Source organism: Streptomyces solicavernae (assembly GCF_029968095.1).
Taxonomy (GTDB): domain Bacteria; phylum Actinomycetota; class Actinomycetes; order Streptomycetales; family Streptomycetaceae; genus Streptomyces; species Streptomyces solicavernae.
The window spans coordinates 125,053-138,872 of record NZ_JASCIR010000017.1 but is presented as its reverse complement, the minus strand read 5'-3'; the positions used below and the strand labels follow the sequence as shown (position 1 = coordinate 138,872).

12 protein-coding genes are annotated in these 13,820 nt (G+C 69.1%); 2 read left to right on the top strand and 10 right to left on the bottom strand.

Going from position 1 to position 13,820, the window contains the following annotated elements; genetic code table 11:
* Positions 1 to 94: 94 nt before the first annotated feature.
* The 3 genes from QIS99_RS20390 to QIS99_RS20380 all read right to left on the bottom strand — a co-directional run bounded on the left by QIS99_RS20390 (position 95) and on the right by QIS99_RS20380 (position 5,043).
* On the bottom strand, positions 95 to 1,765 hold the full coding sequence (locus QIS99_RS20390) for an AMP-binding protein (protein ID WP_282514993.1): 1,671 nt from the start codon (positions 1,763 to 1,765) through the stop codon (positions 95 to 97).
* Positions 1,766 to 1,856: 91 nt separating this feature from the next.
* The gene (locus QIS99_RS20385; RefSeq protein ID WP_282514992.1) at positions 1,857 to 4,094 is read right to left on the bottom strand and encodes a (Fe-S)-binding protein; all 2,238 of its coding nucleotides are present in this window, start codon (positions 4,092 to 4,094) and stop codon (positions 1,857 to 1,859) included.
* A 304-nt stretch (positions 4,095 to 4,398) separates the two neighbouring features.
* Complete coding sequence (locus QIS99_RS20380) at positions 4,399 to 5,043, bottom strand: TetR/AcrR family transcriptional regulator (RefSeq protein ID WP_282514991.1); 645 nt, start codon at positions 5,041 to 5,043, stop codon at positions 4,399 to 4,401.
* Positions 5,044 to 5,333: 290 nt separating this feature from the next.
* On the opposite strand from QIS99_RS20380, the gene QIS99_RS20375 reads away from it, so the two are divergent.
* Positions 5,334 to 6,074, top strand: coding sequence for an SDR family NAD(P)-dependent oxidoreductase (locus QIS99_RS20375; RefSeq protein ID WP_282514990.1), 741 nt, complete (start codon positions 5,334 to 5,336; stop codon positions 6,072 to 6,074).
* Between the two features lie 127 nt (positions 6,075 to 6,201).
* Here QIS99_RS20375 and QIS99_RS20370 read toward each other — a convergent pair whose 3' ends face one another.
* From QIS99_RS20370 to QIS99_RS20340, 7 genes are all read right to left on the bottom strand, one after another.
* Positions 6,202 to 7,086: an NAD(P)-dependent oxidoreductase gene (locus QIS99_RS20370; protein ID WP_282514989.1), complete on the bottom strand. Its 885-nt coding sequence runs from the start codon at positions 7,084 to 7,086 to the stop codon at positions 6,202 to 6,204.
* Positions 7,087 to 7,115: 29 nt separating this feature from the next.
* The gene (locus tag QIS99_RS20365; protein WP_282514988.1) at positions 7,116 to 7,775 is read right to left on the bottom strand and encodes a CoA transferase subunit B; all 660 of its coding nucleotides are present in this window, start codon (positions 7,773 to 7,775) and stop codon (positions 7,116 to 7,118) included.
* Positions 7,775 to 8,584: a CoA transferase subunit A gene (locus QIS99_RS20360; protein WP_282514987.1), complete on the bottom strand. Its 810-nt coding sequence runs from the start codon at positions 8,582 to 8,584 to the stop codon at positions 7,775 to 7,777. The genes QIS99_RS20365 and QIS99_RS20360 overlap by 1 nt, the downstream gene beginning before the upstream one ends.
* A 5-nt stretch (positions 8,585 to 8,589) precedes the next feature.
* On the bottom strand, positions 8,590 to 9,405 hold the full coding sequence (locus QIS99_RS20355) for an enoyl-CoA hydratase/isomerase family protein (protein ID WP_282514986.1): 816 nt from the start codon (positions 9,403 to 9,405) through the stop codon (positions 8,590 to 8,592).
* Between the two features lie 171 nt (positions 9,406 to 9,576).
* Positions 9,577 to 10,899 (bottom strand): MFS transporter, encoded by a 1,323-nt coding sequence (locus tag QIS99_RS20350; protein WP_282514985.1) that lies wholly within the window; start codon positions 10,897 to 10,899, stop codon positions 9,577 to 9,579.
* A gap of 630 nt (positions 10,900 to 11,529) precedes the next feature.
* Positions 11,530 to 12,342 carry a class II aldolase/adducin family protein gene (locus QIS99_RS20345; RefSeq protein WP_282514984.1) on the bottom strand — a complete coding sequence of 271 codons (813 nt, stop codon included), beginning with the start codon at positions 12,340 to 12,342 and terminating at the stop codon, positions 11,530 to 11,532.
* 9 nt (positions 12,343 to 12,351) lie between these two features.
* A complete protein-coding gene (locus QIS99_RS20340; protein ID WP_282515003.1) occupies positions 12,352 to 12,810 on the bottom strand; it encodes an NAD(P)-dependent oxidoreductase in 459 nt (152 codons plus the stop codon).
* Between the two features lie 41 nt (positions 12,811 to 12,851).
* Here QIS99_RS20340 and QIS99_RS20335 point away from each other — a divergent pair, with 41 nt between their 5' ends.
* Positions 12,852 to 13,808 (top strand): MFS transporter, encoded by a 957-nt coding sequence (locus QIS99_RS20335; protein ID WP_349017314.1) that lies wholly within the window; start codon positions 12,852 to 12,854, stop codon positions 13,806 to 13,808.
* The last annotated feature ends 12 nt before the right edge of the window (positions 13,809 to 13,820 follow it).

Sequence of the window (13,820 nt, the reverse complement as noted above, 5' to 3'; positions counted from 1 at the left end):
TAGGAGCTAACCGAGTTGTGGTAGCCGAAACAGCGGTCCTGGGCCGGCGCTGTGGCGTCGGCCCAGGACCTGCTTCTGAGGGGAGGCCGGGAGGTCACGCGATCATTTCCCGGAGCTTGAACTTCTGGATCTTCCCGCTGGGCGTCATCGGGAGCTCCGGCACGCACTTCACGCGCTCGGGGAGGAAGTGCTTGGACAGCCCCCGGGCGAGCAGGTAGTCCGCCAGGGTGTCGACGGTCAGTTCGGGACGGCCTGCCCTGATCTCCAGTACCGCGCAGATCCGCTCGCCCAGCCGCTCGTCGGGGACGCCGACCAGGGCCACGTTCACCACGTCGGGGTGGTCGAACACGACCGATTCGACGTCGGTGACCGGGATGTTCTCGCCGCCCCGGATGATGAGGTCCTTGCTGCGCCCGCGCAGCGACAGCCAGCCGTGCTCGTCGAGACTGGCCCGGTCGCCGGTCTTGAACCACAGGCCGGGCAGGTAGGCCTCGTCGGTCGCGTCGGGCCGGTCGAAGTAGCCGTACACGAGGCCCGGGCCGCGCATCAGCAGGTCACCGATCACTCCGGTGGGCACGTCGCGGCCGTCGGGGCCGACGACGCGGACCTCGGAGCCGGCGAAGACCGAGCCGTCGGTGCGCTGGACTGCGGCCGGCTCGGCGGGTGTGCAGGAGCTCATGATGGTGCACTCGGTCATGCCCCAGGCCGGGGACATGTAGGCGCCGAGTGCCTTCTGGGCCTGCGCGGGAAGGTTGCGCGGCACCGGCGAACCGGCGATCACAAGGCACTTCAGCGGGCAGTCGGGGTCGCCGGCCAGGTCGGTGCGCAGCATGTCCTGGAGGAAGGTGGGCGCGCCGAAGAACGCGGTGACGGCCTCCTCGCGGATCACCCGCACCCCCCAGTCCGGGTCCCACCGGTCGACGTGCACCGCGGTGCCCGCGACCAGCACGGTCAGGACGATGCCGAACGCGAAGCCGGTGTTGTGGCCGGCGGGCGAGGCGACCAGGTGGACCATCGGGTCGCCGTAGACCGCCGGGCCGACATGCTCGACCTGGCGGCGGATCGCGTAGATGAGCGTGTTGTGGCTGTGCATCGCGCCCTTCGGCTCACCCGTGGTGCCGGAGGTGAAGCCGAGATAGCAGACCCGGCTGGGAACCGGCTCGGGGAACGTCCGCCGGGGCACATCGGCGTGACTGGACCACAGCGACTCGCCCTCGCGGAGGTCCGACCCGTCGTCGTCGAGGACGATGACGTGCTGGAGCGTCGGAATCCCGGCGCGCAGTCGGCGGGAGAGTTCCAGGTGCTCGGTGCTGCGCCACCGTCGCGGGATCACCAGCACCCTGGCCTTGCTGCGGCGCACGATCGCGGCCGCCTGGAGCTCGCCGTACGCCACCGGAATGCCCGCGTAGACCGCACCGAGCTCGTTGATGCCGAAGACCAGCTCGGGGTACTCCACCCAGTTGGGAAGCATCAGCACGACGGAGTCGCCCGGCCCGACGCCGAGGGAGGCGAGGACGCTCGCCGCGTGGTGGGCGCCCGCGTCGAACTGCGCGTACGTGCGGCTCACCCGGCTCCCGTCCGTGCGTCGCCCCACGAGCGCCACCCGGTCCGGACGCTTCTGCGCCGCCTCGGTCAGCAGCGACCGGATCGACCGCTCTTCCCACCAGCCGGCGGCCCGCCAGGCCTCGGCGTCGGCGTCGGTGACCGGGGTGTGCTGGCCGTCGAGGAGTTCGGCCAGCGGGGCATGGGTCTCAGGAATGGTCATGACGGTCTCCTTCATCCTGGGTCCCATCGAAGGAAGGCTGCACCACAAACCCAACCACACATACGGCCATACGACTAGACCGCCGATTAATCTACCGACCGGTTGAAAGTTGTCCGGTGCCCTGGTCGATCGGCGTTTTGACTGATTCGAGCAGGAGCTGCGAGACGTCGACGACCTGGAGGGATTCCTTGGCCTTGACGCCCGCGGCGGAGCCGCTTTCGGCTGCAGCCTTCTTGCCGTTGACGGAGTCGGTGAGCATGACGAGGCAGAACGGGCAGGCAGTGGAGACGATGTCCGGGTTGAGGGACAGCGCCTCGTCCACACGTTCCGTGTTGATGCGCTTGCCGATGCGCTCTTCCATCCACATGCGGGCGCCGCCGGCGCCGCAGCAGAAGCCGCGCTCCTTGTGGCGGTGCATTTCCTCGTTGCGGAGGCCCGGGACCTTGCCGATGATCTCGCGCGGGGGCGTGTAGATCTTGTTGTGGCGTCCCAGGTAGCAGGGGTCGTGGTAGGTGATCAGGCCCTCGACGGGGGTGACGGGGATGAGCTTGCCCTCGTCGATGAGGTGCTGGAGCAGCTGGGTGTGGTGGATGACTTCGTAGTCGCCGCCGAGCTGCGGGTACTCGTTGCCGAGGGTGTTGAGGCAGTGCGGGCAGGTCGCGACGATCTTCTTCGCGGCCTTGGGCTTACGAGTCGTCTCGTCCACGGAGCCGTCCTCTGCGAGGGACTCGCCGAACGCCGCGTTGAGCGTGGCGACGTTCTCCATGCCGAGCTCCTGGAAGAGGGGCTCGTTGCCGAGGCGGCGGGCGGAGTCGCCGGTGCACTTCTCGTCGCCGCCCATGATCGCGAACTTGACGCCCGCGATGTGCAGCAGCTCGGCGAAGGCCTTGGTGGTCTTCTTCGCGCGGTCCTCCAGGGCGCCGGCGCAGCCGACCCAGTACAGGTACTCGACCTCGGTGAGGTCGTCGATCGTCTTGCCGACGACCGGCACCTCGAAGTCGGCTCCCTCCCGCAGCAGCTCTTGTGTCCACTCCAGGCGCTGCTTCTTCGCCAGACCCCAGGGGTTGCCCTTCTTCTCCAGGTTCTTGAGCATGGTGCCCGCCTCGGACGGGAACGCGGACTCGATCATCACCTGGTAGCGGCGCATGTCGACGATGTGGTCGACGTGCTCGATGTCGACCGGGCACTGCTCGACACAGGCACCACAGGTCGTGCAGGACCACAGCACGTCCGGGTCGATCACACCGTTCTCTTCAGCCGTACCGATCAGCGGACGCTCCGTCTCCGAACTCGCCTCCCCCGCAAGGAGATACGGCGCCTTGGCGTGCGCGTGGTCGCGCAGCGACATGATCAGCAGCTTCGGCGAGAGCGGCTTGCCCGTGTTCCAGGCCGGGCACTGCGACTGGCAGCGACCGCACTCCGTACACGTGGAAAAGTCGAGGAGGCCCTTCCAGGAGAACTGCTCGACCTGGCTGACGCCGAACGTGTCGTCCTCGCCCGGGTCCTCGAAGTCGATCTCCTTGCCGCCCGAGGTCATCGGCAGCAGCGCACCGAGCGAGGTCTCGCCGGTCGCGTTCCGCTTGAACCAGATGTTCGGGAAGGCCAGGAACCGGTGCCAGGCCACACCCATGTTCGTGTTGAGCGCGACCGTGATGGCCCAGATGAAGGAGGTGCTGATCTTCACCATCGCCGTGAAGTAGATCAGCGTCTGGAGAGTCGTCACGCTCAGGCCCTTGAAGGCGAGGATCAGCGGGTACGAGGCGAAGTACGCCGCCTCGTAGTGCTCGACGCCGTGGATGGCACCCTCAAGGCCGCGCAGCACGTAGATCGCCAGGCCGATGGTCAGGATGACGTACTCGACGAAGTACGCCTGCCAGGCCTTGGAGCCCGCGAAACGCGACTTGCGGCCGGCCCGTGAGGGCAGGCTCAGCAGCCGGATCGCCATCAGCACGGCGATGCCGAGGATCGTCATGACACCGATGAACTCGATGTAGAGCTCGAAGGGCAGGAAGCCGCCGATGACCGGGAGCACCCAGTCCGGCTCGAAGAGCTGCCCGAACGCCTGCACCAGGGTGGGCGGCAGGGTCAGGAATCCGACGGCGACGAACCAGTGCGCGAAGCCGACGATGCCCCAGCGGTTCATCCGGGTATGGCCGAGGAACTCCCTGACCAGGGTGATCGTCCGAGCCTTGGGGCGGTCGGTGCGGCTGCCGGCGGGCACCGGCCGGCCCAGCTTGACGAAGCGGTAGATCTGCGCGACGGCTCGGGAGATGAGCGCAACGCCGACCACGGTCAGGGTCAGCGACACAATGATCGCGGCGAGTTGCATGGGGGCTCCTCGGGCCTGCGGGGCAGGTGGCTTGGAGTGTTCGGTGTGGTGTTACGGGTGGGGGGAGCCGGATCGCTGGTGAGCGGCCCGTCACAGGTGCCACCCGCCCGCGAGGGCGCGCGGGCCCTCCCGGGCAGCGTCCTTCCGCCGTCCGGCGCTCCGGGAAGAAGCGAGACCGCGGACGGCGAACCTCAGTGGGCAGGGCTGACGTCCGGCGGACCGCCAGGCATGCGGAATCCGCGCAGCCCCGCGGTGTGTCCCCGAGCCTCCGACCGCGCTGTGGCGTCAGACGAAAGGTGTGGCGTCAGACGAAGAGGCGAAGGGCGCAGTCGACGACGTCGCGGCGCAGGGCGGCGTGGTCGGCGACCACACCCGGCCGGATCCACACCGACGACTGGTTGAGGATGCCGTGCAGGCACTGCAGGGCCACGTTGATGTTGCTGCAGTTGAATTCGCCGCGGCGAAGGCCTTCCTCGGCGACGGTGCGGAACACCGCGTCGTGCCGTCGGCGCATGTCCTTCATCGGCTCGTCGAAGAGTTCAGGCCACGACTTGGGCCACGAGAACACCGTGGCGACCTCGGGGGCCGTCTCCGTGAGGATGAGGATCTGCTCATCCACCAGGGCGCGCAGCTGCTCGGTGGCGGATGCGTCCGAGACTGTACGTCGACGAGCGTCGAGCCGGGTCAGAACCTCTTCCGTGAGCGACTCCAGGGCCGCGCTCACCAGATCGTCCTTGCTGGCGAAGTAGTGGTACAGCGTGGCCTTGGCGATGTCGGTGCGCTCGGCCACGCCTTCGAGGCTCATGCCCTGATAGCCGTACGAGGAAAGAAGCTCGGTAGCCGTGCGGACGATCTCGGCCTTGCGGCGATCGCGACGTCGGGACAGTCGGCTGGCCCCGGGCTTGTCCGAGTCCCGCTCCGCGGTCTCAGCTCCATTCCTGCTCGGCACCGCGCCCCAGCTCCCCTCGTCGGTGGCCACGCGGTGGCGCGGCCGCGGCCAGCCTACCACGTGATGGTTCGCCCGTTCGGCAAACCATCCGCAGAGGCAGTTATGTGACCGACGTGCCGGTGAATCGACCTTTAGGGAGGGAAGTCGACTGACTGGTTGAATGTTTGGTTCTTGCGGCCTACGGTTGCCACCAAAAGCTCGCAGGGCCGGCAGCGAGCGTCGCCATCGACTGACCTGAGCGGTGCAACGCGTTTCGTGTAAAACGCGTTTCGTGTAAGAGGAGAAGGCCGATGAATCTGACGAACAAGGTCGCACTGGTCACCGGTGGAGCGTCGGGCATCGGCCGGGCGATCGCGGTGTGCCTGGCCGACGCCGGTGCAACCGTCGCCGTGGCGGACCTGAACCGGGACGGCGCGCAGGAGACTGTCGCGACCATAGGTGGCCGGGCGAGTCTCCACGAGGTCGACCTGACCGATCCCGGCAGCATTCTCGCGCTCCGCGACGCCGTCATCGCGGCGCACGGCCTGCCCGATGTCATCGTCAACGCCGCAGGCTGGGACCGGGTGGAGCCGTTCATGGCCAACGACGACGCACTCTGGACCTCGCTGGTCTCGGTCAACTTCCTCGGACCCGTCCGGCTCAGCCACGCGTTCCTGCAGGCGGTCCTCGCCGAGGGCAGGACGGCCAAGGTCGTCAACATCGCGAGTGATGCCGGCCGGGTCGGAAGTACCGGGGAGACGGTGTACTCCGGGACGAAGGGCGGCATCATCGCGTTCACGAAGTCCCTGGCCCGCGAGATGGCACGCCACCAGATCAACGTCAACTGTGTCTGCCCGGGGCCGACCGACACTCCGCTGTTCGCCACCCTGCCGGAAAAGATCCGGACCGGGCTGGTCAAGGCCATTCCGTTCCGGCGCCTGGGCACGCCCGAGGAAGTGGCCGACGCGGTGCTCTTCTTCGCCTCGGACCGGGCCAGGTTCGTCACCGGTCAGGTCCTCAGCGTCAGCGGCGGCCTCACCATGGCCGGCTGAGCCCGACGGCCGGCTGCACGCTGTGTGCCGCCGGTGCCCCGGCTGCGGTCGTCCCTGCCTTATGCATGAGGCGAACTCACGCATGAGGCGAACTCACGCATAAGGCGAACTCACGCATAAGGCGAACTCATGCATGAGGCGAAGAGAGCTTGGCGATCAGGGTGCAGTCGCGATCACCCAGGCCTTCGTCGATCAGCGCCTGGAGCCGTTCGGCGACCAGATTCGCGCCCGCCAGGTCGAGGTCGTGGCCCGCTTGGAGAGCGAGCTGGACGTCCTTGAAGGCGCCGGTGACAGGGAAGGAGGGCGCGAACCCATGGCTGGCGGGCGCACTGGGCACGACTCCCGGCACCGGGTACCAGTTCTCCAGGGCCCATGACCGGCTGGAGGAGACCGAGGCGATCTCCCAGAAGGCCCGCTGGTCGAGGCCGAGGTGCCCGGCGAGCTGGCTCCCCTCGGCGACGGCCATCATGTTGATGAACAGCATGAGGTTGTTGCAGATCTTCGCCGCGATCCCCGCTGTGGCGTCACCGACGTCGATGATCTCCGCGGCCATGGGGGCGGCTGTCTCCCGGAGTCGTTGTTTGGCCGTGGCGCGGCCGCCCATCATCCAGGTGAGCGTGCCGCGCTCGGCGCCGGGTACGCCGCCCGAAACGGGGGAGTCGACGAAATCGATGGCGTGTTCCGCCGCGCGCTCGTGGCACCACCGGCTCGTGGCGACGTCGACGGTGGAGGTGTCGACGACGAGCGCGCCCTTGCGGACATGGGCCAGGATGCCGTCATCCCCCAGGAAGACCGCTCGCACGTGCCCGCCCGAAGGCAGCATGGTGAAGACGGTCTCGGCGGTCGCCACGGCCTTGGCCACGCTGTCGACCACCTCGATTCCCTGCCCGGCAGCTTCGCGCCGGGCCTCGGGGACCACGTCGACCCCGAGGACACGGTGGCCCGCCGAGACAAGGTTGCGGGCCATGGGCAGCCCCATGGTTCCCAGGCCGATCCACGCAATGTCTGTCATCAGACTCCTCCTCGCTCCGCGCTCGTCCACTACCGGGACGGGACGACCTCGACGTGCTCCGGTACGACGAGGGGGACGCCGGTCTTCTCCCGGACCTCCTCGACCCAGACGCCGGGTGCGCACTCCTGCAGCAGCAGTCCGCGCGGAGTCACGTCGAGCACGGCGAGGTCGGTGATGATCCGGTCCACGACGCCCTTGCCGGTGAAGGGCAGGGTGCACTCCGGGAGGATCTTGAAGCTGCCGTCCTTGGCGACGTGGTCCATGAGCACGATCACCCGCCTGGCGCCGTGCACGAGGTCCATGGCGCCGCCCATGCCCTTGACCATCTTGCCGGGGATCATCCAGTTCGCGAGGTCTCCCCGGCCCGAGACCTGCAGGGCGCCGAGCATGGTGACGTCGAGCTTGCCGCCGCGGATCATGCCGAAGCTCTCGGCCGAGTCGAAGTACACACCGCCCGGGAGCATCGTGGTGGGCTCCTTGCCCGCGTTGATGAGGTCGGGGTCCTCGTCGCCGCGGTACGGGTGGGGGCCGAAGCCCAGAAGACCGTTCTCCGAGTGGAAGACGATGTGCCGGCCCGCGGGCACGTGTGTGGGAACCAGGGTCGGGACCCCGATGCCGAGGTTGACGTACTGCCCGTCCTGCAGTTCCTGGGCCGCGCGGGCGGCGACCTTTTCGCGGGTGCGTGCCATCAGTGCTGTCCCTCCTGAGCGCTGTGCTGCGCGCTGTTCTCGCGCTCGCGCACGGTCAGCCGCTCGATGAGCTTGTCCGCCGCCTGCTCCGGGGTCAGCTCGACGACCCGGTGGACGTAGATGCCGGGCAGGTGGATGTCGTCGGGGGCGATCTCGCCGGGCTCGACGAGCTCCTCGACCTCGACGATCGTGGTCCGGCCCGCCATCGCGGCGAGCGGGTTGAAGTTGCGTGCGGCGGCGTGGAAGGCGAGGTTGCCGTGCCGGTCGCCGCGCGCGGCGCGGACCAGGGCGAAGTCGGGGACGATCGCCTCCTCCAGGACGTATCCGTACCGCTCGCCGAAGGTCTCGAAGACGCGTACGTCCTTGGCCGGCGAGGTGACCGCGACGTTGCCGTCGGCGTCGTACCTCCAGGGCAGTCCACCCTCGGCGACCTGGGTGCCGGCACCGGTGCGCGTGTAGAAGCCGGGGATCCCGGCGCCGCCGGCGCGCAACCGCTCCGCGAGGGTGCCCTGGGGGGTCAGCTCGACCTCCAGCTCGCCCTCCAGGTACTGCCGCGCGAACTCCTTGTTCTCGCCGACGTACGAGGAGACGACGCGCCGCAGCCGGCGCGCGGCCAGCAGGATGCCGAGGCCGACGCCGTCGATGCCCGCGTTGTTGGAGACCACTTCGAGATCCGCCGCACCCTGGTCCATGAGGGCGCCGATGAGCGCGGACGGAATCCCGCAGACGCCGAACCCGCCGACCGCGAGGGACGAGCCGTCGGGTATGTCGGCGACCGCGGCGGCCGCGCTTGCGTAGACCTTGTCCATGCCGGTCACTCCCCGCCCTTGGACACCCGCGCGGACGGGAACGCGGGGGCCCGCTTCTCCCGGAGCGCGGCGATGCCTTCGCCGATGTCGTCGCCGAGGAAGCCGAGCACTTCGTAGGCGGCACCCTGGTCGAAGATCGGGCCGGCCATCTTGAGCCAGTTGTTGAGCGCCTTCTTGGTCCATCGGATCGAGTGCTGGGACCCGGTCGCCAGGCCGCCCGCGACGCGCAGTGCCTCGTCGAGCACCTGCTCGCGCGGCAGCGCCTTGCTGACAAGGCCGATCCGCTCGGCCTCCGCCCCGCTGAGCATGTCGCCGGTCATCAGGTAGTAGCGGGCCTTGGCCATTCCGCAGAGGAGGGGCCAGATGAGCGCGGCGTGGTCGCCCGCGGCGACGCCGAGCTTGACGTGACCGTCGCCGATCTTCGCGTCGTCCGCGCAGACGGAGATGTCCGCGAGGAGCCCGACCACGGCCCCGGCGCCGACGGCGACCCCGTTGATGGCCGAGACGATGGGCTTCTCGCAGTTGACCATGCCGTAGACGAGGTCGCTCATCTCGCGCAGCAGGTGCGCCACTTTCTCGTAGTCGCCGGCGGTGTCCTCGACCCAGCCGAGGTCGCCGCCCGCCGAGAACGCCTTGCCGGCGCCCGTCACGACCGCGACCCGGGTCTCCGTGTCCGCGGACACGTCGGTCCAGATGCGGGCCAGCTCCTCATGCATGCGGGCATCGGTGGCGTTGTACTTCTCCGGCCGGTTCATGGTGATGAGCAGGACGCCGTCTTCTCGGCGCTCGACGAGCAGGCGTTCGTAGTCAGTGAATTTCACGTTCGTTCCTTGGGCCTGGAGGGGGCGCCACTTCGCTGGGGACTTCACCAACGTAGAGCGACTTCGCACTGAACTCAACCCTTCGGTCGATTTTTCGTCTTGGCGGTTTCTTTTTAGGCACTATGGTCCATCTCTCTGAGGGGTGGGCGATCTTTCGAACAGTGGCGCTGGTCAGGAGTGCTGCCAGTTGGACCGGTTCCGTCGCAGCATCAGGCCGGAGAACGAGATGACCATGACAATGGCGGCGAAGCCGGCGACGGGCACGTGGCTGCCGGTCTGCGCGAGCAGGGGCACGGCGATCACCGGAGTGAGCCCGCCGGCGACCGCGCCCGCGACCTGGTAGCCGAAGGAGACCCCGGTGTAGCGCACGGCGCCGCGGAAGAGCTCGGCCATGTACGTGTTCAGCGGGCCGTAGAGCAGGCCCATGAAGGCCAGGCCGAGGGCGAAGGCGAGCGCGGCGGTCCAGTAGCTGCCGGAGGACACCATCGGGAACATGGCGAAGACCGAGCCTGCGAATCCGGCCAGCCCGACCACCATCGGGACCCAGCGCGGGGCCCTGTCCGACCAGTGCCCGCCGACGAGGATGAAGGTCAGGAAGGACACCGCGGCCAGCATCACCATCGAGCTCGCCTCGTCCACCGAGAAGCCTCCGTGGTCCCGGGCGAAGGAGAGCAGGAACACGGTCGTCATGTAGTAGCCGGTGTGCACGCCCAGGGGGACGGTGATCGACTTGAGCACCTCGACCGGGTGGCTGCGCAGCATGTCGAAGAAGGGCGCCCGCCGCACGGTGGCGGGGCTGGCCTCCGCCTGTGCCTGGAGCTGCTTGAACGAGTCGGACTCCTCAAGCTTGAGCCGGATGTAGAGGCCGATGCCGACCATGATCGCGCTGGTCAGGAACGGGATGCGCCAGCCCCATGTGGCCATCTGCTCCTCGGTGCTCAGCAGTCCGGTCAGCGTGATGACCGCGGTGGCCAGCAGGAAGCCGATGGGGGAGGCGGCTCCCAGGAAGGCGCCGAAGAACCCGCGGCGGTTCTTGGCCTGCGCGTTCTCGACGACCATCAGCACGGCCCCGCCGTACTCGCCGCCGAGGGCGAAGCCCTGGACCACCCGGCACAGCACCAGCAGCGTCGGGGCGAGGGCCCCCACCTGGCTGTAGGTGGGCAGCAGGCCGACGACCATCGTGGACACGCCCATGAGCAGCAGGGCCACGACCAGCGGGGAGCGCCTGCCCACCCGGTCGCCGAAGTGGCCGAGCACCACGGCGCCGAGCGGCCGCACGAAGAACGCCACGGCGAAGGTGGCCAGGGCGGCGAAGGTGCTCACCGCCGTGTTGTCGCTGGGGAAGAAGACCGGGCCGAGCACGAGTGCCGACATCGCCCCGAATATGAAGAAGTCGTACCACTCGATCACGGTCCCCACCATCGAGGCGGCGACGACGCGTGTCAGTGAGTTGCCGGTGGTGGTGGGCGCCGGCGGCGCGGAAACAGACGTCATGAGAGCTCTCCTGGGGAGGGGCGGCCGAGCACTGGCCGGTCGGGCCGGCGGGTGTGTCGGTGCCACCTGGGTGCGAGGGCATGACGATAAGGAGACGGTCACGAGGAAGTCAACCGCTCGGTCGAGAGTTCGCCCCTAAGGTCATTTTCCGTTCGTACGGACGGTGAATCGAACCATCGGCCGGGCGGGGCTTGGGTCAAAACAGGACGAGGCGCGGCCCCGGCTGTGCGGGACCGCGCCTCGGGGGAGCGGGGGAGCTGAGGTCTGTTGACGGGCACCGTGTCCTCGGGCAGCTTCGCCTCTTCCGCGTAGATGGCGGTGCCCTCGAAGCCGATGTGCGGGCCGAAGCCGAGGACGCACAGGCTGCCGGCGCCCGCGGCAAAGAACACGTGCCTGGGCGAGAGTGAGGCGGCCGGGCCCCCGGACAGTGCTCCCTGTCCGGCAAGGCGCTCGACGTCGCCCCGACCCATGGCCCTTGAGGACTACCTGGGGTTCCGGGCATCGCTCACGACCCGGCGTTCGACCGGGCGACGGCCCTGCGGATGGTGCGGGACTACGCCGAGCCGGCCACGGCGTCGGAGCTGCCCCCGATGCCGTGACCAGGCCGTCGCCCGTCAGGCTTACGTCGCGTCAGCTCTTGTAGTCGGGGCAGGTCCGGTCGAGCAGGCGGAGCATGGCCGCCCAGGCGAGGTCGTAGGCGTCCGTGTCCTCGAAGTCGGCCTCCGCCTCGCCGGCCAGCTGCCTCGCGGTGTACTCGCAGACATCGGCGGGCGGGACGACCAGCGGGACGCCGCCCGCCTGCGCGGTCACCTGGATCTCGCAGGCCTTCTCCAGGTAGAACATGCGCAGGAACGCGCGGGCCGCGCTGTCGCCGACCGTCAGCAGGCCATGGTTGCGCAGGATGAGGGCCGGGTGGTCGCCGAGGTCGGCGACGAGTCGCCGCTGCTCCTCCAGGTTCAGCGCGACGCCCTCGTAGTCGTGGTAGCCGACCCGGTCGTGGAACTCCATCGACATCTGGTTGAGCGGCAGCAGTCCGCCCTGCTGTGCGGCGACGGCGCAGCCGGCCTTGGTATGGGTGTGCAGCACACAGTGGGCGTCCGGGCGGGCCGCGTGGATGGCGCTGTGGATGACGAACCCGGCCGGGTTGACCGGGTGCGGCGTGGGCTCGACCGGGTTGCCCGCCAGGTCGATCTTGACCAGGTTCGACGCGGTGATCTCCTCGAAGAGCAGCCCGTACGGGTTGATGAGGAAGTGGTGGTCCGGGCCCGGCAGGCGCAGCGAGATGTGCGTGAAGATCAGATCGGTCATCCGGAAGTGCGCCACGAGCCGGTACACGGCGGCCAGTTCACGTCGGAGGCGAAGCTCCTGCTCGACGGGGGACGGCTCGACGGGGGCCGACAGGGTTGGGCTCGGGGGCGTTGGGCTCGGGGGAGTCGTGGTCATGACTGTTCCTCAGCGGGTGGGATCGACGACGGGGGTCAGCGGCCGGCCCGTACGGTGCCAGGCGATGACGTTCTCGGCGGGCTTGCACACGTACGCGCGGTGCGAGGTGCCGGACAGGTAGGCGACGTGCGGCGAGAGCCGAATGCGCGGGTGGCGGCGCAGTGGGTCGTCGGTGGGCGGCGGTTCCACGGGGAACACGTCCACGGCCGCCCCGGTGAGCCGCCCGGAGTCCACGGCGGCCAACAGAGCGTCCCGGTCGACGAGTTCGCCGCGCGCGACGTTGACGAGGAAGCCGCCGGGCCGCATCAGGCCGAGCAGTCGCGCATCGACCAGACCCCGCGTCCCGTCGGTCAGCGGGAGGTGGAGGGAGAGCAGGTCGGCGGTCGCAGCGAGGTCGTCCACGCTCCCGGTCCGCTCGACACCCCCGGGCCACCGCTCGGGGGCGGCGTGCGGGTCGAACGCGGCGATGCGCCCGAAGACCGGCGCGGCGAGGTCGATGAGTCCAGGGCATCGCGATCGGCGGCGAGTGGGGCGGCGCTGTCCTCGTCGCCGTCGAGAACGCCCCGAAGGGCAGGGCCACGTTCTTCGGTTCGTTCGCCCAACTCGGCTCTTCGGTGGGGGCGTTGCTCTCCACCGGTGCGTTCTCCCTGATGAACCTGTGGGGCAGCGAGACCTTCACCAGCTGGGGCTGGCGCGTGCCGTTCCTCGCGTCCGCGGTCCTCGTGGTGATCGGGCTCGTCATCCGCCTCCGGCTTGAGGAGGCCCCGGTGATGAAGGAAATCAAGGCCGAACACACCGGGCAGGACAAGCTGCCCGTCGTCGAGGTCTTCCAGTCCGCCTGGCGCACCGTTCTCACCGGCGTCTTCGCCCTCGCCACGGCCACCGGCGGCTACTACGTGGTGACCAGCTTCCTGCTCGCATACGGCACCGGGGAACTGCACCTCTCCGAGTCGATGCTCCTCAACGGGCTGACCCTGGCGGCATTCCTGGAGCTGGTCGTCACGCCGGGCCTGTCGTGGCTCGGCGACCGTGTCGGCGCGCACAAGGTGGTCGTGGCCGGTCTGGCGGGCGTGATCGTGCTGTCGGTGCCGCAGTTCCTCGCCATGGGGACGGGCAGCGTCGTCCTCATCTACGCGGCGATGCTCGGCATGCGGCTCGTGATGTCCGCTCTGTACGGACCGATCGCGGCGATCCTCGCCGAGGGCTTCGCCCCGCGCGTCCGCTACACCGGCATCTCGCTCTCCTACCAGGCCTGCAACATGATCTTCGGCGGCTTCGCGCCGCTCGCGGCGGTCTCGCTGTCGGCCGCGGCGGGCGGCCACTACTGGCCGGCGGCGGCCATGCTCATGGCGATCTCCGCGATCGGCATCTGGTGCACCCTCCGCCTCCGCACCCTCGGCGAACCGCCCGTTGCCGGTGCGACGGGACGCCAGCGGGTGTCGGACTCGGAGTGCCTCACGGCTTGAGGTGTTGCGGGC

Excerpts from the sequence above, each read along its gene's own strand:
- QIS99_RS20390 (WP_282514993.1), bottom strand. The coding sequence starts at position 1,765 with ATGACCATTCCTGAGACCCATGCCCCGCTGGCCGAACTCCTCGACGGC.
- QIS99_RS20385 (WP_282514992.1), bottom strand. The coding sequence starts at position 4,094 with ATGCAACTCGCCGCGATCATTGTGTCGCTGACCCTGACCGTGGTCGGC.
- QIS99_RS20375 (WP_282514990.1), top strand. The coding sequence starts at position 5,334 with ATGAATCTGACGAACAAGGTCGCACTGGTCACCGGTGGAGCGTCGGGC.
- QIS99_RS20370 (WP_282514989.1), bottom strand. The coding sequence starts at position 7,086 with ATGACAGACATTGCGTGGATCGGCCTGGGAACCATGGGGCTGCCCATG.
- QIS99_RS20365 (WP_282514988.1), bottom strand. The coding sequence starts at position 7,775 with ATGGCACGCACCCGCGAAAAGGTCGCCGCCCGCGCGGCCCAGGAACTG.
- QIS99_RS20360 (WP_282514987.1), bottom strand. The coding sequence starts at position 8,584 with ATGGACAAGGTCTACGCAAGCGCGGCCGCCGCGGTCGCCGACATACCC.
- QIS99_RS20350 (WP_282514985.1), bottom strand. The coding sequence starts at position 10,899 with ATGACGTCTGTTTCCGCGCCGCCGGCGCCCACCACCACCGGCAACTCA.
- QIS99_RS20345 (WP_282514984.1), bottom strand. The coding sequence starts at position 12,342 with ATGACCACGACTCCCCCGAGCCCAACGCCCCCGAGCCCAACCCTGTCG.